The 19072-nt window shown below is 33.0% G+C and carries 15 protein-coding genes; 14 read left to right on the forward strand and 1 reads right to left on the reverse strand.

The features are described from left to right. Window positions 1-84: 84 nt before the first annotated feature. Genes TX86_RS07700 through TX86_RS07710 form a run of 3 tightly spaced genes read left to right on the forward strand, consistent with a single transcriptional unit; the run spans window position 85 to window position 2731 of the window. The gene (locus TX86_RS07700; RefSeq protein WP_042347720.1) at window positions 85-774 is read left to right on the forward strand and encodes an ABC transporter ATP-binding protein; all 690 of its coding nucleotides are present in this window, start codon (window positions 85-87) and stop codon (window positions 772-774) included. A 12-nt stretch (window positions 775-786) separates the two neighbouring features. Beyond that, complete coding sequence (locus tag TX86_RS07705; protein WP_042347722.1) at window positions 787-1599, forward strand: hypothetical protein; 813 nt, start codon at window positions 787-789, stop codon at window positions 1597-1599. A gap of 10 nt (window positions 1600-1609) precedes the next feature. Beyond that, a complete protein-coding gene (locus TX86_RS07710) occupies window positions 1610-2731 on the forward strand; it encodes a hypothetical protein (protein WP_042347724.1) in 1122 nt (373 codons plus the stop codon). A 147-nt stretch (window positions 2732-2878) separates the two neighbouring features. Here the strand turns inward: TX86_RS07710 and TX86_RS07715 are convergent, their stop codons facing one another. Continuing rightward, window positions 2879-3784 (reverse strand): DMT family transporter, encoded by a 906-nt coding sequence (locus TX86_RS07715; protein WP_081707601.1) that lies wholly within the window; start codon window positions 3782-3784, stop codon window positions 2879-2881. 727 nt (window positions 3785-4511) lie between these two features. Here TX86_RS07715 and TX86_RS07725 point away from each other — a divergent pair. From TX86_RS07725 to cydC (TX86_RS07775), 11 genes are all read left to right on the forward strand, one after another. Continuing rightward, window positions 4512-4838 (forward strand): hypothetical protein, encoded by a 327-nt coding sequence (locus tag TX86_RS07725; protein WP_042347728.1) that lies wholly within the window; start codon window positions 4512-4514, stop codon window positions 4836-4838. 136 nt (window positions 4839-4974) lie between these two features. Further along, the gene (locus TX86_RS07730; protein ID WP_042347730.1) at window positions 4975-5289 is read left to right on the forward strand and encodes a thioredoxin family protein; all 315 of its coding nucleotides are present in this window, start codon (window positions 4975-4977) and stop codon (window positions 5287-5289) included. 162 nt (window positions 5290-5451) lie between these two features. Beyond that, window positions 5452-6243, forward strand: coding sequence for an ABC transporter ATP-binding protein (locus TX86_RS07735; protein WP_042347732.1), 792 nt, complete (start codon window positions 5452-5454; stop codon window positions 6241-6243). A gap of 521 nt (window positions 6244-6764) precedes the next feature. Further along, the gene (locus tag TX86_RS07740; protein WP_042350302.1) at window positions 6765-8165 is read left to right on the forward strand and encodes a cytochrome ubiquinol oxidase subunit I; all 1401 of its coding nucleotides are present in this window, start codon (window positions 6765-6767) and stop codon (window positions 8163-8165) included. After that, window positions 8162-9178, forward strand: coding sequence for a cytochrome d ubiquinol oxidase subunit II (gene cydB, locus TX86_RS07745; RefSeq protein WP_042347733.1), 1017 nt, complete (start codon window positions 8162-8164; stop codon window positions 9176-9178). The genes TX86_RS07740 and cydB (TX86_RS07745) overlap by 4 nt, the downstream gene beginning before the upstream one ends. Then, window positions 9178-10914 (forward strand): thiol reductant ABC exporter subunit CydD, encoded by a 1737-nt coding sequence (gene cydD, locus TX86_RS07750; protein ID WP_154663134.1) that lies wholly within the window; start codon window positions 9178-9180, stop codon window positions 10912-10914. Before cydB (TX86_RS07745) ends, cydD (TX86_RS07750) begins: the two co-directional genes overlap by 1 nt. After that, window positions 10907-12667: a thiol reductant ABC exporter subunit CydC gene (cydC, locus tag TX86_RS07755; protein ID WP_042347737.1), complete on the forward strand. Its 1761-nt coding sequence runs from the start codon at window positions 10907-10909 to the stop codon at window positions 12665-12667. Before cydD (TX86_RS07750) ends, cydC (TX86_RS07755) begins: the two co-directional genes overlap by 8 nt. 415 nt (window positions 12668-13082) lie before the next feature. After that, window positions 13083-14477 (forward strand): cytochrome ubiquinol oxidase subunit I, encoded by a 1395-nt coding sequence (locus TX86_RS07760; RefSeq protein ID WP_042347740.1) that lies wholly within the window; start codon window positions 13083-13085, stop codon window positions 14475-14477. Further along, complete coding sequence (cydB, locus tag TX86_RS07765) at window positions 14474-15490, forward strand: cytochrome d ubiquinol oxidase subunit II (protein ID WP_042347742.1); 1017 nt, start codon at window positions 14474-14476, stop codon at window positions 15488-15490. The genes TX86_RS07760 and cydB (TX86_RS07765) overlap by 4 nt, the downstream gene beginning before the upstream one ends. Further along, window positions 15490-17229, forward strand: coding sequence for a thiol reductant ABC exporter subunit CydD (cydD, locus tag TX86_RS07770; protein WP_154663135.1), 1740 nt, complete (start codon window positions 15490-15492; stop codon window positions 17227-17229). The genes cydB (TX86_RS07765) and cydD (TX86_RS07770) overlap by 1 nt, the downstream gene beginning before the upstream one ends. Beyond that, entirely contained in the window at window positions 17219-18985 is a 1767-nt protein-coding gene (gene cydC, locus TX86_RS07775; protein ID WP_042347747.1) for a thiol reductant ABC exporter subunit CydC, read from the forward strand. Before cydD (TX86_RS07770) ends, cydC (TX86_RS07775) begins: the two co-directional genes overlap by 11 nt. Window positions 18986-19072 lie beyond the last annotated feature (87 nt).

The following is a 19072-nucleotide window of genomic DNA, read 5'->3' on the forward strand; positions in this document are numbered from 1 at the left end:
TTCTTAAGAAATTCTGTGAGCTGTTGTTAAGATTTCTTCGATATTCTTACTACTGTGATAGAGATAATGAATGGAGCGGATAAAATGATTGAGTTACGTAATGTAACAAAGAAATATGGTAAGAAAATTATTTTGGATGATGTAAATATTACTTTTGAGAAAGGGAAAATTAGTTGTTTACTAGGTTTAAACGGAGTAGGAAAGAGTACAACAATGAAATCGATTATGCGCTTAGTTCCTATAAGTAAAGGTGAAATATTGGTTGATGGTGAGCGAGTAAGTGAGAAAAACATTGATAAGATTGCATTTCTAGCAGACATTCCTACTCATGAAATTGGCTGGACAGTAGAAGAGAACTTGCGATTTGCAGAAATATATTATGATTCTTTTGATTCAGAAAAAGCGAAGCGTATGGTTGAGTTTTTTAAATTACCGAAAGAACGAAAACTGAAAGAACTATCAAAAGGTAATTTAGCAAGATTTACGATTATTATGGGACTTAGTCAAAATTCACCTTATGTTTTAATGGATGAGCCATTTAGTGGATTAGATTTATTCTCAAGAGAAGAGTTTATCGCATCGCTGAAATCAGAGTTTATGATTAAGGATCAGACGATTATTATTACCACTCATGAAATTGATGAAATTGAAGGAATTGCTGATGATGTAATATTGCTTGAAGAAGGAAAAGTGCTGTGTAAATTTACAAAGCAAGAAGCTGAAGCAGAAGGCTTATCAGTTGTTGAAAAGATGAGAAAGATTTATAGAGGATAAAGGAGTAAGAGTATGAAATTCTTAACGTTTGTTGAAATAGATTTACGTAAAATCATTCCGTTCTTATTGGGAATGTTCGCATTGGCGATTATTGGTTTTCAAGGTATGTTCTATAAAATAGCATCAAATGCTAATGAGGACTTAGTAAGAGGAGCTACTGAAAGTGGGGTAGCGATGAATGAATATTTAAAGACTGTAGATAAAATGAGTTTAACATCCATTATTGATCAAAATCCTTATCCAGTATTAATACTAATTTTTGTTGGACTTGGGTTAATTCTATTTGGCTTTTATCTTTGGTATAAAGAATGGTTTGGAGCATCGAAGCGAATTTATACATTATTAAGTATTAAGGGCAGTCGATTCCGTATTTTTACAAGTAAATTGGTTGTATTTTTGTTTATCTTTATCACGTATTATGGAGTTATTTTACTTAATATCTTTTTAAGTAGTTTTATAGTAAAAATGATTCTTCCAGAACAAATTATTGCGAGTAATCTAGTGCAAAACTTCATTTTGCATTCGCAGATTTTACCATTTGCATTACCGGTTAGTGCTGCATCTTTACTATTTAACTTAGCGTTTATTGTTATGATGTTTTCTATTCTTTCTGTATTTGTATTATGGGATCGTTCAAAGAAAATTATTGGTATGATTGGTGGTTTTATTTATATAGCAAGTACAATTGCCGTGTTCTTCTATATAAATACACTTGAACTATACACTTCAGAGAGAACTTTAGCAAATTGGGCGTTCACAATTACTGTTCTAGTTTTAAGCAGTGCAATTAGTTATTACTTATTAAAGAAAAAAGTTTCAATATAGGAGAGAAATTATGAAATTTACTAGAATTATTACCTTTTCAATAATAAGTGCCTTATCTATCGGAACGTTAGTCGGCGTTGCAGAGGTAAATAAAGCACCAATAGATAGAAAATTTACGATAAAAGATGAAAAAGGAAATCGAGAAGCACTAGGAGGTGTTACATTACAAAATACTATTAAAGTCGATACTAATAAATATGAAAAAATGGCCTTAACAAAGGACAAAGTCACTTTTCAAAAGACGAAATATGATCCAATTTTTGGGGTTGGTGAAAAAGTCTTAAATAATAAAGATTTGTATCGAGGAATGAATTATGCAGTTGATTACGAAAATGATAAGTTCACAATGGTTGCAAAATTCAATCCGAAGTTTCCATATGGTTCTAATGAAACATTTGTAACAATCGCTAAAAAAGATAAGAAGACGAATAACCTTCAAAAAGAACAAATATCAGTAACAGGTATTACAACGAATCAGCAAATTGATCAAGAAATGCTATTTGAAAATAATGGTGTGATGTACTATGGTGTAGTATTACGTAACTGGTCAGCCAATTCATCACAATCTTTGTTGAGAATTTATCAAATTCAACAAAATAATTTGCATTTGAAAGAAGTTACGAACGTCGAACTTTCATTACCAGGTAGTGACTATACAGATATTAGTAGAATAGTTGTGGATGAAAAGAAATTGTTTATGGTGTTATCTAATCAACAAGCATTTAAACTATTAACGGTAGATTTTGCAACAAACAAAAGTGAAAAATTAACTTTACCTATGTTTTCGAAAGACAATACTTATGTTGAAGCATTTAGTGTAGATGAAAACAATTTCTACATAAGTGTTAATTCTACGGTATTTGCTATCGATAAAAAGACGTATTTACAAGTTAATAAGGAAGCAATGAAACCTAGCTTTCTCTCAAATTATGAATATATCCGTACAGTTAATTTAAAAACTGATAAAGAAACTATCTATGTTTTATATGAAGCATATAAAAATAACAATCAAGGTGATATGTTTATTGTAGCGTACGAAATGAAAAGTGGTAAAACATTATATGAAGGTAAATTACCGAGTATGACTGACCGTGGTGTTGGTGAATCATTTACATTTGCGGATAAGGAATAATGTTATTTGATAATAAAGAAATAGTACGATTTGATTTGAAAAAATAAATCAATTGTAATTTGGTATTTAATGAATGTAAAATATCTATTAATGCAAAAGCATCGGTGCTAAGACCGATGCTTTTTTTAGTATTGACAAGCAGCCATATTATATTGTGACATTAGACTGCTCCTTCTTAAGAAACAATTTCTTGAAATTAATCTCAGCAAATAATATGCCTAATATAACCAATGTTGCTCCGATATAACCTCTAACTGTAAGTGTTTCTCCGATGAAAATGAATGCAAAAAGTGCTGAAAAAATAGGTTCTAGGGAAAAAATCAAACCAGTATGAGTTGGTGTAGTATGTTGTTGGGCAATGGTTTGAATAATAAATCCTAATGCACTACATATGATACTCAATGCCAAGACAGCAATCCATGCATTTACAGTCTGTGGTAGTTGAGGCGCTTCAAATAGTAATGAAAAGATAAATCCCCAAGCTGCAACAAATCCTAGTTGTAAAACACCTAGTGAAATAGAATCTACATGTTTTGTCAACTTACCAGTCAATATAATATGAACAGAATATAATAATGCACAAATGATACAATAGAAATCTCCTATGCTTAATTGAAAATGACTGTTCAATGTTAAAAGTGCAATTCCAATTAATGCAGTACTAACTCCAATAACAAGGCGAAATTCAGTCTTTTGTTTCAAAAAAATCCCTGAAATAACGGGAACGAAAATAACCGCAAGACTTACTAAAAATCCTGCATTAGATGCTGTGGTGGTACGCATACCAACTGCTAAAAATGCAAATGCAAAAAACAAAACAGTTCCTAAAATGAAGGAATATTTAATGGTTTTCATATTCACTTTTAATAATCGCTTATAAAAAACAACAGCTGCTAAAATAAAAGCAAAAATGAATCGTAGAAAAATCAAAGTGAAGCCTTGTAATGAATCTAATCCTATTTTCATAAACAAATAGGAAGAACCCCAACAGATTGTGACAATTAGCATCATGATATCTGCTTTAACTTGCATATTACTACCTTTCTCCTGCATCCCCGCAATCCTCCAAAAATCAATATGGTGATCTAGTTGTATGAAACATGGAGCTCTCATAAATGATCACAGTATTCCTATAATTATTATAAAGAGTATAGTGACATAAAGAAAATAAATGCTTTTATCCATTAATGTATCATCGTGAATCTATACACGAAGTTAGATTTTCAATAACAATAAAATACTAAAGGATATTCAGAATAGAATTCAAAAAAAACAATGTTCCTAATTTTCAATAGAGTTAAAAAATAGTCACCAAGAAAATTATCCATACTTTTACCAAAATAGCACTAATTAAATAAGAAAATTGGGCATACAGTGAACTATCTGTCTGTTATAGAGGGAGGAAATGGAGCATGTTAAAAATACCTCGTGTGGTTTTTTTCAACGTACATAAATCAGAAATAAAGCAATTCCTCTTAATCGATCTTATATGTAGCTCAGTTGTGTATTATATTGTCTTCAAAATGAAATGGAGTAATATTGCTGCTATAATTGCCAGCTCACTTTGCCCATTACTTATCAAAAAAGTACTGAACAATTAATTTGTATAATCGCTATATAAAAGTCTTGTATTTTTAAGGATATTTAAGTATTTTAAAACTAGTATAGCAATAAATAATAAGATAAATGATTTTTTCAGTTTATAATCGATCAATTAGATTTAGCATATCCAAACACATGGTTGGAATAAATGAATGAAGAGTAAGTGATGTGATTATTTGTGAGTACTCGAAAAAAAAATAAAATCAATAAAGATTATAATAAAGCGAAAAATTTAGCAGAGCTCATAACTCAACTGACTTTAGCTGGAAAGCATGATGAAGTAGAACAAATCATTCAAGAACATAATGCAACTAAGAATGGAGAAGCTTTGATTTCCAAACAGTCTACCAGCCTTAATAGTATAGAAGAACAGATTCATATAGATTTTTCAAATGCAGATAAATTTCAATATGAGAGGACTCCAAATACAGATAGTATCCGTTTTCGAAATGAACAATTAGGAGGTTCTGGTTCAAATATGTATGGTGGACGTAAGAAAAAATAGTATTAACAAATAGCTCCTTGTTAAAACTAACCAAGTCAAAAGGCATGATAGATACAATAATAAAAGGTATAATACGTATTAAGGTATATAGTATCTTTTCATTTAAACCGATTAGAAAAACATGGAGGAAATGATGATGAAACAAATTAAAGAAAAACAAGATTATTATAATGAAATCAATCAAGATCAATTAACTGTTGGTATTTTTACAACAACTTGGTGCCCTGACTGTAAACGTCTTGATATGTTTATCGATGAAATAACTGCTGAAAACCAAGATAAAAACTGGTTTATGATTGATCACGATGAATTCCCTGAAATCTCTGAAGAGCAAAGCGTAATGGGTATTCCATCGTTATTAGTATTTAAAAATGGTGAAAAATTAGCTCATTTACATAGTGCGAATGCAAAAACAGCTGATGCTGTTAGAGAGTTTATTAATAATCTTTAATTGATTTTACGAAAATCAGTACACGTGGAACGATATCACATGTACTGATTTTTTTTTATAAAAAATGATAGTATATATATGAAGGTAGTATACTATTGTGGTGAGAAGTCTAAAAATTTAAAAAATAATCATGATTGTATTGATTTTCTGGAGGAGAATAAAATGATTAATGTAGAAAATGTTATCTTTTCACGAAACAATAAAGATATTTTAAAGAATGTTTCTTGGAGTGTGAACAAAGGAGAACATTGGTGTTTGCTAGGCTTGAATGGCTCTGGAAAAACAACTCTATTGAATGTTATTAATGGATACATATGGCCAATGAAAGGAAAGGTAGAAGTACTAGGGAATTTGTTCGGTCAAACGAATATTCCTGAGCTTCGTAAAGAGATTGGGTGGGTTAGCTCTTCTATTCAACAGAAATTTAACGAAACAGATACTGTATTAGAAGTTGTGTTAAGTGGAAAATTTGCTTCCATTGGTCTATATGAACATGTGGAAAATAATGAAATTGAACACGCTAAATCTATTTTGCGAATGTTAAATTGTGAAAAGTTACAGTTCCAAAATTATGGTGTAATATCGCAAGGAGAACGTCAAAGAGTATTAATCGCCCGAGCATTAATGTCTTCTCCTAAACTACTTATATTAGATGAACCATGTAACGGTCTCGATTTAATAGCGCGGGAGCAATTGCTTAAATATATTGAAAAGATTGCTGAAAATCCAAGTGGACCGACTTTGATTTATGTAACGCACCATGTTGAGGAAATTTTACCATGCTTTACACACTCTCTTTTAATGAGGGAAGGTGAAGTGTTCTCTCAAGGTGCAACACAAGAGCAATTAACAGAAGCGAATCTTTCTTCATTTTTTCAGCATCCTGTAGCAGTTCAAGTTCAACAAAATAGAACGTGGATTGCATTAAAAGAATATGCTGAAGAACGTAGATAATATATGAAAAATTAGATAAGGAACAAGCAAGCCTCTTCGGTGAATAACTGAAGAAGCTTGCTTTTTATTTTAATAAAAGTTAGTACGCGATGATAAAGTATGGTGACTAAAGAGCAAATTACCAACTATACATAAAAATTTCTAGGGCAAATTATTTGTATTAAGTTATATAGATATAATAAAATGTTTATCGTCATAATTATTTCATTGTATTTTTTAAGTTATCTTCTGAATTTTTCATAAAAAGTTCACAATTAAAATTATTCTAATAAAGTTATTATACTTATTTAAGTGTTATAATCGTCTAGGTAGTAATGAGACAGTTGTTTGAATCTCTTTTTTTATTTCAGTTAATAACATATCCACTATGATAAACAAATGGATATTATTGAATTGTAAAAACGAGTTTTAAGAAAATACGATTATTTGTGAATAAATGAACAACTAGGTTACTGAAGCAAACTTTCAATGATTATTATGTTGAACAATTTGCAACTGATCTATGAAGGAGGAATTACATGATGGATGTTCTTGACTTAGCTCGTTTCCAATATGCAGCTACAACTATTTTCCACTTCTTATTTGTACCATTGTCAATTGGTACCATTTTTATCGTAGCCATTATGGAAACTTTATATGTAATCAAGAAAAAGAAAATTTATTTAGACATGGCAAAATTCTGGGGGAAAATATTCTTGCTATCGTTTGCGATAGGAGTAGTAACCGGGATTTTACAAGAATTCCAATTCGGAATGAACTGGTCTGAGTACTCACGATTTGTAGGAGATGTATTTGGTGCTCCACTTGCTATTGAAGCATTATTAGCATTCTTTATCGAATCGACTTTCATTGGTATTTGGATTTTTGGACGAGACAAGTTACCTAAGTGGGTAATGGCATTCTCTGCTTGGATGGTTTCAATTGGAACTATGTTATCTGCACTTTGGATTTTAGCAGCTAACTCTTTCATGCAAGAGCCTGTAGGTATTGAAATTGTAAATGGTAAGCCAGTATTAAATGACTTTATGGCTTTACTTACGAATCCACAATTACTAGTAGAATTTCCGCATACTGTTTTTGGTGCGTTAGCAACTGGAGCATTTGTTGTAGGTGGAATTAGTGCTTTTAATATCTTAAGAAAACGCAATATGGAATTTTTCCAACGTTCATTCGTTATTGCTATGATTATCGCATTAGTGAGTGGAATTGGTATTGGAGCAAGTGGACATGCACAAGCTCAACACCTTATGACTTCACAGCCAATGAAGATGGCTGCAAGTGAAGCATTATGGGAAGATAGTGGGGATCCTGCTTCATGGGCATTAATTGCTGATATGGATCCAGAAGAAATGAAAAATAACTGGTCAATCGAAATTCCGTTTTTGCTTAGTTTATTAGCATATGATTCATTCGAAGGCTCGGTTGAAGGTATGAAAACGATACAAGCAACATATGAAAAATTATATGGAGAAGGAGTTAACTATATTCCTCCTGTAGAAGCTGTATTCTGGAGCTTCCGTGTAATGGCAGCTATTGGTGGTGTAATGATTCTTCTTGCAATTGCTGCATTATTTTTCAATAAAAGACAAACACTTAACAATAAGCCTTGGTTCTTAAAAGCGTTGGTATGGATGATTCCATTCCCATTCATTGCAAATACAGCTGGTTGGATTATGACAGAAATTGGTCGTCAACCTTGGACTGTATTTGGATTATATACAACAGCGCAATCAGTTTCGCCAAACGTATCGGCTGGAGAATTATTATTCTCAATCATTATGTTCTGTGGCTCTTACTTAATTCTTGGAGGAATTATGGTTTATATGGTAATTCGTCTAGTGAAAAAAGGACCTTACGAGCAAGATAAGAATGGTGAAGAGGAAGACGTAGACTTATTAAGCAAGGAGGCATTCGGACAATGACATTAAATGAAATTTGGTTTATCCTTGTTGCCGTATTGTTTATCGGTTTCTTCTTTCTAGAAGGTTTTGATTTTGGTGTAGGAATGTCAACACGTTTAATTGCACGTAATCCTAAAGAAAGAGATCAGCTCATTAACACGATTGGACCTTTCTGGGATGCAAATGAAGTATGGTTGTTAACGGCAGGGGGAGCAATCTTTGCAGCTTTCCCACATTGGTACGCAACAATGTTCAGTGGTTATTACATTCCATTTGTTTTCTTCTTGTTAGCATTAATTGCTCGTGGAGTAGGGATTGAGTATAGTCATCACCCTATTAATGAAAAGTGGAAGAACATTTGGCATTGGTTGATTTTTGGAGGAAGCATTCTTGCTCCATTCTTACTTGGTGTTTTATTTACAAGTATTTTACGAGGAATGCCTATTGACGAAAACATGACTTTATGGGCAACATTTAGTGATTATGTGAATGTATACTCTGTTGTTGGTGGTATTGCCGTTGTATTGTTAACGCTTGTTCATGGTTTAACATTCATTGGATTACGTACAGAAGGCCCTGTTCACACACGTGCTCTTGCTCTGTTAAACAAAGTATATATGGCGTTATTTGCTGGGCTTGTACTATTTGCAGTATTAACTTACATTTATACAGATTTATTCACAGTTCGTCCTGTAGCTACTCCGGTATTTCTTGTTGGTATAGTTTTAGCCGCTGTTCTTGGCTTTATCTTTGCTAATAAACGTAAAGAAGGCTGGGCATTTACAATGTCAGGTATCACGATTGTATTAACAGTTGCTATGCTATTCGTTGGATTATTCCCACGTGTAATGATTAGTTCAATTGATCCAGCATACAACTTAACAGTTATGAACGCAGCAAGTGGTCAATATACACTTTCTTTAATGACAAAGATTGCTTGTACGTTATTACCATTTGTTTTAGGTTATCAAATTTGGAGCTACTACGTTTTCCGCAAGCGTATTAGTCATAAGGATTCGGTGAATTATGAATGATGGACAAATCATTATTTAAGCTAAAAGGCTTTAAGATTACATTTGTTTTGTTGTTTTTCATTTCCGTATTACAAGGTTTGGCTATTATATTTCAGGCGAAGTATTTAGCTATTACTATTACAAATTTATTTAATGGGGAGAAGCTGTCTTTACAGCTACTCCCTATATTCTTATTCTCATTATTTTATTTGGGAAGACAGTTCCTAACAAAAGTACGTGACAAAAAAATGGCTACTTTCGCTTCTGATGCTGGTTCAAGTATTCGTCAGCAGTTTACGAAGAAATTATTTAAGTTAGGTCCGAATGTTACCGAAATTGAAGGTACTGGCAACCTTGTAACTATGGCTTTAGAAGGAATTACACAAATCGAAACATACATAAAACTGTTTATTCCGAAAATAACGAATATGGTCGTTATTCCGGTAATGGTCTTTGCTTATACACTACTATTAGATGTAAAATCTGCTTTGATTTTGCTAATTGTATTGCCAACATTACTATTCTTTATGGTTATTCTAGGTATTGCAGCTCAAAAGAAAGCTGATAAACAATATGAAACATATCGTACACTTTCTAATCATTTTGTTGATTCTTTAAGAGGCTTAGAAACCCTACGTTTGTTAGGACTAAGTAAACGTTATGATCGTAATATAGGCGATGTAAGTGAGCGTTATCGTAAATCAACTATGGGTACATTACGTTTTGCTTTTCTTTCTACATTTGCTCTAGATTTCTTTTCTAGTTTAGCAGTAGCAATCGTTGCCTTATTTCTTGGCTTAGGCTTGATTAACGGTGAGATGATGCTTTTACCAGCGCTCACTGTTTTAATATTAGCACCAGAATATTTCTTGCCGATACGTGATTTTGGAACAGATTATCATGCGACACTTGATGGAAAAAATGCATTACAAGCCATTAATCGTATCATCTCCTTACCCGAGCAAGAAAAGCAGAATGATATGTCAATTCCTAAATGGAATGAAGAAGCAAGCTTACAAGTGTCTAATTTATCTCTACAATATAACGAATCTAGTCAGCATTCATTAAAAAATCTTTCATTTGCATGGAAAGGTTTCGGAAAAATCGGGATTATCGGAGCAAGTGGAGCTGGAAAATCTACCTTAATTAATGTTTTGGGTGGTTTTGCACATCCAACAACAGCTAATATTCAGCTTAATGAAGTTACAATGAATGGATTTGATCATCAAAAGTGGCAAGAGCAAATTCTATATATTCCACAACATCCGTATATTTTCAATGATACAGTAGCAAAAAATGTTGCTTTCTATACACCTGATGCATCTAATGAAGAAATTAAAGCAGCTTGTGAACGTGCTGGGTTAACCAAGGTAATCCAAGCATTACCTAACGGATTAGAGGAATCAATAGGAGAAAGTGGTCGAGTATTAAGTGGTGGGCAGGAGCAAAGAATTGCTTTAGCGCGTGCATTTCTCGATGATACCCGAAAAATTCTACTCTTTGATGAACCAACTGCACATTTAGACATTGAAACGGAATGGGAATTAAAACAGAATATCCTTCCATTATTAGAAAATCGACTTGTATTCTTTGCAACCCATCGCCTTCATTGGATGATGGAGATGGATTATATCATTGTAATGAATCATGGAGAAATTATAGAAACAGGTAAACATGAACAGTTACTACAAGGAAACGGTTATTACAAACAATTAATACAAGCACAAATGCATGGAACGGAGGAACAACATGACTAAAACAATTCGTACATTAAGAGCTGTCTTGAATGATTCATGGGTAAAACCCTATTTACAGCAAAACAAAAAGTTGCTTTGTCTTGTGTTACTCCTCGGTACTTTAACCTTCTTTTGTGCAAGTGCTTTAATGTTTACTTCTGGATATTTAATATCCAAATCTGCGACAAGACCAGAAAATATTTTATTAGTATATGTACCAATTGTTCTTGTAAGAACTTTTGGTATTGCTAGACCTGTTTTTCGTTACTTAGAACGACTAACAAGTCATAATCTTGTTTTGAAGTTTTTGTCTCGTATGCGCGTTCGCTTATATCAAAAATTAGAAGTACAAGCTTTATCATTAAAGTCTCGTTTTTCAACTGGCGATTTACTTGGTGTCCTAGCAGATGATTTAGAGCAAATGCAAAATCTTTACTTGAAAACTATATTTCCAAGCGTAATTGCGGTGATTCTCTACGTATTAGCAGTAATTGCGTTAGGATTTTTCTCAATACCATTTGCTTTATTAATGGCTCTATTTTTATTTGTTCTAGTAGTGCTCTTTCCATTAGTATCCTTACTAGTAATTAGACAAAAACAAACTCAAACAAAACAAGCACGTAATGAGTTATATAAAAGACTAGGCGATGCAGTTATGGGGATTAGTGATTGGAAAATTAGTGGAAGACAAGAAGATTTTCTGAAAAGTTACGAACAACAAGAAAACAAACAAGATCAGTTAGAAGCTGAAATGGAACGATTTAATCGTGGGCGAAATTTCTTATTCCAAATAGTCGTTACCATTATCATTATTGTCATGATATGGTTCGCTAGCAATAGTGCAGATGCAAATATATTCGATCATGTTTGGATTGCTGCTTTTGTTTTAGTTGTTTTTCCAATCATTGAAGCTTTTGCACCAATTCCAGATGCAATAAGCCAATTACCAAGCTATGAAAATTCATTGCATCGAATGAATAATATTGAACATAAGCCTTCTATACAAAATAGTTTCAACCAACAAACTGTTGACGAGTTAATGATGCAGGAGTCGTTAACAATTGAATTAAAAGATGTTTCTTTTGCGTATGATGAAGAACTAGTTTTAAATGATTTTTCATTACATGTCTACCAAGGAGAACAAATAGCTCTTCTCGGTAAAAGTGGAGCAGGAAAAAGTACAATTGTAAAGCTATTACTAAACGCTGTTTCACCAACAAGTGGAACAGTAACTATAAATAAAGCTTCAGTTGAAAAACTCCATGATGAAATCAATAAATTTATTGCAGTTTTACAGCAAAAGCCACACTTATTTGATACAACGGTAATGAATAATATTCGACTTGGAAATCCAAAAGCATCTGATGAGGATGTAATAGAAGCCGCAAAACAAGTCCAAATGCATGATTATATTAGCTCACTTCCTGAAGGATATCATACGAGAATGCGTGAATTGGGTGGAAGATTCTCTGGTGGAGAAAGACAAAGAATTGCTTTAGCAAGAATTCTTCTACAACAAACACCAATCGTCATTTTGGATGAACCAACAGTTGGACTTGATGCTGTAACTGAACGAGAGTTAATAGAAACAATCTTTAGAAACCTTCAGGGTAAAACATTAATTTGGATTACTCATCATTTAGCTGGTGTTGAAAGAATGAACCAAATTGTTTTTATGGAAGATGGTAGGGTTCAAATGAAGGGGACGCATGAAGAATTGTTACAAACAAATGAAAGATATGCTAATCTATATCAAATGGATCGACCATTCTAAATTAGTGTAAAAAACCGCTTAAGCTAGTGTTAAGCGGTTTTTTTGTATAAGAAAAAATAGTAATAATTACTATAAAATAATTATTATTACTATAGATAAATAACAAAATCAAATTTTTTGCCCTGAATTTTAATTATTTTCTTATAATTTTGTCTATCTTCCTACATAGAGGGTATAGGTATAGAAAAATATGAATTTTAGCAATAGAATAGTTGTTGAGGGGGATGATTTCGAAATATAAAATGAAATCAAACTAAAACGAGTTATGAATAAAAAATATATCTTTTAGTTTCATTACATTATGTTCAACATTTTACAAACTGTCACATAATCGTCTTGAAATTGTGAATGATTGAACAAAAGTTTCATTTAAAATCATCGTTTGTATACTAGCTGAAGAAGGAGGAGATACAACATGGATGTACTTGATTTAGCCCGTTTTCAGTATGCAGCTACGACAATTTTCCACTTTTTATTCGTACCAATGTCAATCGGAACAATTTTTATAGTTGCAATTATGGAAACACTGTATGTTGTTAAGAAGAAAAAGATTTATCTAGAAATGTCTAAGTTTTGGGGAAAAATATTTTTGCTCTCATTCGCTATTGGTGTAGTAACAGGGATTTTACAAGAATTCCAGTTTGGTATGAACTGGTCTGAATACTCTCGATTTGTAGGAGATGTATTTGGAGCACCACTCGCAATTGAAGCATTACTTGCATTCTTTATGGAATCAACTTTTATTGGAATTTGGATTTTCGGTCGTGAAAAACTACCGAAATGGGTTATTGCTTTTTCCGCTTGGATGGTATCAATAGGTACATTATTATCAGCGCTATGGATATTAGCAGCTAACTCTTTTATGCAACATCCTGTAGGAATTAAAATTGTTGATGGTAAACCAGTGTTAAATGACTTTATGGCTCTTGTTAAAAATGGACAATTGTTAGTTGAATTCCCACATGTGGTCATGGGAGCTTTAGCAACTGCTGGGTTACTTGTTGGTGGTATTAGTGCTTATAAACTATTGAAAAAACAAAATATTGAATTCTTCCATAAATCTTTTAAAATTGCAATGATTATCTCACTGATTAGTGGTATTGGTATCGCATTCAGTGGACACTCACAAGCACAATATTTAATGGATACACAACCAATGAAGATGGCAGCAAGTGAAGGTCTATGGGAAGATAGTGGCGATCCAGCTTCTTGGTCTGCAATTGCTAATATAAATTCAGAAGAAATGAAAAATGAGTGGTCACTTGAAATTCCATATATACTTAGCTTCTTAGCTTATAACAAGTTTGAGGGCTCTGTAGAAGGTATGAAAACATTACAAGCAAAATATGAAAAACAATTTGGAGAAGACATAAACTATATTCCTCATGTAGAAACCGTATATTGGAGCTTCCGTATCATGGCTATATTCGGAGGAATAATGATTGTTATTTCACTTCTTTCTCTTGTATTTATGAAACGTGATTCATTATTGAAAAAACGTTGGTTATTAAAATTAGCAGTAGCAGCTATCGTTTTACCACCTATCGCTAATTCTGCTGGGTGGATAATGACTGAGATTGGTCGTCAACCATGGACAGTCATGGGATTATATACAACAGCTCAATCTGTTTCTCCAAACGTTACAGCTGGCTCATTATGGTTTTCTATAATTGCATTCTGTGGATCTTATTTAATCCTAGGAATTATCATGGTTTATATGGTTGTGAAAGTTTCGAAAAAAGGGCCATATCCTCCTAATCATAAAGACGACAGTGTTGAGTTATTGAACAAGGAGGCGTTTGAACAATGACCTTAAATGAACTTTGGTTTATTCTTGTCGCCGTATTATTTGTTGGATTTTTCTTTCTCGAAGGTTTTGATTTTGGTGTAGGTATGTCTACTCGATTAATTGCAAAAAATGAAGCAGAACGTGATCAACTTTTAAAAACAATTGGGCCTTTCTGGGATGCGAATGAAGTTTGGTTACTAACAGCTGGTGGAGCTATTTTCGCTGCATTCCCACACTGGTACGCAACTATGTTTAGTGGTTACTACATTCCGTTTGTGTTCTTCTTACTATTTTTAATTGCACGTGGTGTAGGTATTGAATATTCTCATCATGCTTTAAATAGTAAGTGGAAGAACATGTGGCATTGGTTGATTTTTATCGGTAGTGTAGGTGCTCCATTCATTCTAGGAGTTCTATTCACTAGTTTAGTACAAGGTATGCCGATTGATGAAACAATGACTTTATGGGGTGGTTTCACAGATTATGTGAATTTATACTCTGTTGTTGGTGGCGTTGCCGTTGTTCTATTAACATTGATTCATGGTTTGACATTCATTGGATTAAGAACAATGGGGAATGTTCATGACCGAGCAATCAAATTATTAAATAAAGTGTATATCATTCTATTTGTAGGACTTGTAGCATTCGCTGTGTTAACTTACACACAAACTGATTTATTCGATGCTCGTCCTGTTGCAACACCAGTATTTTTAGTTGCAATTGTTATTACAGCAGTACTTGGCTTGCTATTTGCGAATAAACGCAAAGAAGGTTGGGCATTTACAATGTCTGGTTTAACAATCGCACTTACAGTTATTATGTTATTCGTCGGTTTATTCCCAAGGGTAATGATTAGTTCTCTTGATACTGCATATAACTTAACAATAAATAATGCAGCTAGTGGACATTACACATTATCATTAATGACAAAAATTTCACTTACGTTACTTCCATTTGTGTTAGGATACCAAATCTGGAGCTACTATGTTTTCCGTAAACGTATTAGTGACAAAGAAACGGTGAATCATAAATGATCGATAAATCGTTATTTCAATTAAAAGGATTTAAAGGTATTATGACTTTCCTGACGATTATGGCGATTTTGCAAGGAGTAATGATTATATTCCAAGCTAAATATTTGGCTATTACAGTCACAAATCTTTTTAATGGGGAGAAGCTTTCTTTACAGCTTCTTCCTATCCTTTTATTTGTGACTTTTTATTTAGCAAAACAAATCATCATTCTTTGGAGAGAGAAGCAGATGCATACATATGCATCACATACTGGATCAATGATTCGTCAGAAATTCACAAATAAATTGTTTATTTTAGGACCTACTATTACAGAAAAAGAAGGAACTGGTCATTTAGTAACGATGGCTCTAGAAGGGGTTTCTCAACTTGAAACTTACTTAAAGTTATTTCTTCCTAAAGTAATGAATATGGTTATTATTCCGATTATGATTTTCGTCTATACTTTAACATTAGATGTTCGTTCTTCGATTATTCTATTACTTGTTTTGCCTACGTTACTTATTTTTATGGTGATTCTAGGAATAGCAGCAAAGAAAAAAGCAGATACACAATATGAATCACATCAATTATTATCAAATCATTTTGTTGATTCTTTACGAGGTTTAGAAACTCTTCGTTTACTAGGATTGAGTAAACGATATGATCGCAACATACAAAAGGTAAGTGAAAGATATCGTAAATCAACAATGGGAACTCTAAGATTTGCTTTTTTATCTACTTTTGCACTTGATTTCTTTTCAAGTTTATCAGTGGCTATTGTGGCATTGTTTTTAGGTCTAGGCTTAATTGGAGAACACATGTTTTTGTTACCTGCCTTAACAGTGTTAATTTTAGCACCTGAATATTTCGTTCCAATTCGAGAATTTGGAACAGACTATCATGCAACACTTGATGGTAAAAATGCATTTCAGGCTATTAGTGATGTTATCAATTTACCTGAGAAGAAACAAACTAATTCTACAAAATTATTATGCTGGAATAGTGAATCTAAAATTGATGTAGAAAACTTAACATTTCAACATCAAGATGCACATCAGCCAACTTTGAACAACCTATCGTTTTCTTGGAAAGGTTATGGGAAAATCGGGATTATTGGAGCAAGCGGTTCCGGTAAATCTACTTTAATAAACATATTGGGTGGATTTAGTGAACCAAACTCAAGTCGTATTCGTATTAACGACATAGCTCTTAATGATTTCAGTGAAACAAGCTGGCAAGAACAACTACTTTATATTCCACAACATCCTTATATCTTTCATAATACTGTAGCAAACAACATCTCCTTTTATACCCCTGATGCTTCGAAAGCAGATATCGAAAAAGCAAGTGAAAGAGCGGGTTTATCAGATGTCATTGCTACATTACCAAATGGATATGAGGAGCAAATAGGAGAAAGTGGTCGAATATTAAGTGGTGGACAAGAGCAAAGAATTGCGTTGGCACGAGCTTTTCTCGATGATAAACGAAAAATTCTTTTATTTGATGAACCAACTGCTCATCTTGATATTGAAACAGAGTGGGAACTTAAAAGCAATATGCTGCCACTATTGGAAAATCGACTTGTGTTCTTTGCGACACATCGACTTCATTGGATGATGGAAATGGATCAAATTATTGTATTGGACCACGGAGAAATTGTTGAAATAGGTACACATGAAGAATTAGTTGCTTCAAAGGGACATTACCATAATTTAATTCAAGCACAAATGCACGGAACGGGGGAGCGACATGAACAATAAACATCGTATCGTGAATCGTGCACTGTATGATTCATGGGTTAAACCATATTTACAGCAAAATAAACGATTGCTTTGTCTTGTTCTTCTCCTTGGAACATTAACATTCTTTAGTGCAAGTGCGTTAATGTTTACATCAGGCTATTTAATTTCTAAATCAGCAACAGTTCCTGAAAACATACTTATGGTTTATGTTCCTATTGTCCTTGTTCGGACATTTGGTATTGCTCGTCCCATCTTTCGTTATTTAGAGCGTCTAACAAGTCATAGTGTTGTGTTGAAATTTCTTTCCGCAATGCGTGTTAGATTATATCAACGATTAGAGAAACAAGCATTAACTCTCAAATCAAGATATTCAACAGGAGATTTATTAGGTGTTTTAGCTGACGACCTAGAGCATATGCAAAATTTATATTTACAAACGATTTTTCCAAGCATTGTTGCGCTAATTTTATATACAATTTGTATAATTGCTTTAGGCTTTTTCTCGATTCCTTTTGCATTATCTATGTTACTTATTCTTTTCGTACTTATTGTACTGTTCCCGCTTGTATCTTTACTTGTTACAAGAGCAAAACAAGCACAAATTAAAGAATCACGTAACAATCTGTATCGTACATTAGCAGATGCGGTTATGGGAATTAGTGATTGGAGAATCAGTGGAAGACACGAAGATTTCTTAAAGAGCTATGAAGAACAAGAAAAACTTCAAGATGAACTTGAAGATCAAACAGCACAATTTAGCCGTAGACGAAACTTTTTATTTCAATTCGTTTTCACATTATTAATCATTAGCATGATTTGGTTTGCTAGTAGTAGTGTGGATAGTAATGTATTTAATCATGTATGGATTGCTGCATTTGTTTTAGTTGCTTTTCCGCTCCTTGAAGCAATTGCTCCATTACCTGATGCCATTAGTGCTTTGCCGAGTTATGAAAATTCATTATCTCGATTAAATGAAATTAATGACTCTACAAATATTGAAGATGAACCGAGCCATGATAGTATACAAGAAATACTTAGCTCTAGGAATATGACGGTTGAGCTGAACGATGTTACTTTTTCTTATAATAATGAAACGAAAGCTATTCTAAATAGAGTATCGATGACTTTGAATCAAGGGGACCGTGTGGCATTATTGGGTAGAAGTGGCGCTGGTAAAAGTACACTTGCGAAATTATTACTAGGTTCTATTACACCAACAAGTGGACAAATTACAATCAATGATATCCCTGTTCCTAAACTAAAAGAAGATATCGCTCAACTTATTTCTGTTTTACAACAAAAACCACATCTTTTCGATTCAACAGTCATGAACAACATTCGCTTAGGTAATCCGAAAGCAAGTGATGAAGAAGTAATTGAAGCGGCAAAGCAAGTGAAAATGCATGATTATATTAGTTCTTTACCTGATGGGTACAATACTCGTATGCGTGAACTAGGTGGTAGATTTTCCGGTGGTGAACGCCAACGAATTGCTTTAGCAAGAATATTGCTGCAAAAAACACCGATTGTCATATTGGATGAACCAACTGTTGGACTGGATGCCATTACCGAAAGGGATTTATTAAATACGATTTTTAAAACTCTAAATGGTAAAACAGTATTATGGATTACCCATCATTTAGTCGGAGTAGAAGAGATTAATCGTATTATCTTCTTGGAAGATGGTCATATACAAATGGAAGGAACACATGATCATCTATTACAGACGAATTCTCGTTATGCAAATTTATATCAACTTGATAGACCAATGTAATCGAAAAGCCAGCTCTATACTTTCATTTAGAGTTGGCTTTTATAATGATAAGCAGAGAAATTGACTTTACTTATCTGTCTTATATAC

The organism is Bacillus massiliigorillae (assembly GCF_000380245.2).
In the GTDB taxonomy this organism is placed as follows: domain Bacteria; phylum Bacillota; class Bacilli; order Bacillales; family DSM-1321; genus Bacillus_AD; species Bacillus_AD massiliigorillae.

Bases quoted from the DNA above. Each gene is read 5' to 3' on its own strand.
- cydC (WP_042347737.1), top strand. From the start codon at position 10,907: ATGACTAAAACAATTCGTACATTAAGAGCTGTCTTGAATGATTCATGG.
- cydB (WP_042347733.1), top strand. From the start codon at position 8,162: ATGACATTAAATGAAATTTGGTTTATCCTTGTTGCCGTATTGTTTATC.
- TX86_RS07760 (WP_042347740.1), top strand. From the start codon at position 13,083: ATGGATGTACTTGATTTAGCCCGTTTTCAGTATGCAGCTACGACAATT.
- TX86_RS07730 (WP_042347730.1), top strand. From the start codon at position 4,975: ATGAAACAAATTAAAGAAAAACAAGATTATTATAATGAAATCAATCAA.
- TX86_RS07710 (WP_042347724.1), top strand. From the start codon at position 1,610: ATGAAATTTACTAGAATTATTACCTTTTCAATAATAAGTGCCTTATCT.
- TX86_RS07740 (WP_042350302.1), top strand. From the start codon at position 6,765: ATGGATGTTCTTGACTTAGCTCGTTTCCAATATGCAGCTACAACTATT.
- TX86_RS07705 (WP_042347722.1), top strand. From the start codon at position 787: ATGAAATTCTTAACGTTTGTTGAAATAGATTTACGTAAAATCATTCCG.
- cydC (WP_042347747.1), top strand. From the start codon at position 17,219: ATGAACAATAAACATCGTATCGTGAATCGTGCACTGTATGATTCATGG.
- TX86_RS07735 (WP_042347732.1), top strand. From the start codon at position 5,452: ATGATTAATGTAGAAAATGTTATCTTTTCACGAAACAATAAAGATATT.
- TX86_RS07700 (WP_042347720.1), top strand. From the start codon at position 85: ATGATTGAGTTACGTAATGTAACAAAGAAATATGGTAAGAAAATTATT.
- TX86_RS07715 (WP_081707601.1), bottom strand. From the start codon at position 3,784: ATGCAGGAGAAAGGTAGTAATATGCAAGTTAAAGCAGATATCATGATG.
- cydD (WP_154663134.1), top strand. From the start codon at position 9,178: ATGGACAAATCATTATTTAAGCTAAAAGGCTTTAAGATTACATTTGTT.
- cydB (WP_042347742.1), top strand. From the start codon at position 14,474: ATGACCTTAAATGAACTTTGGTTTATTCTTGTCGCCGTATTATTTGTT.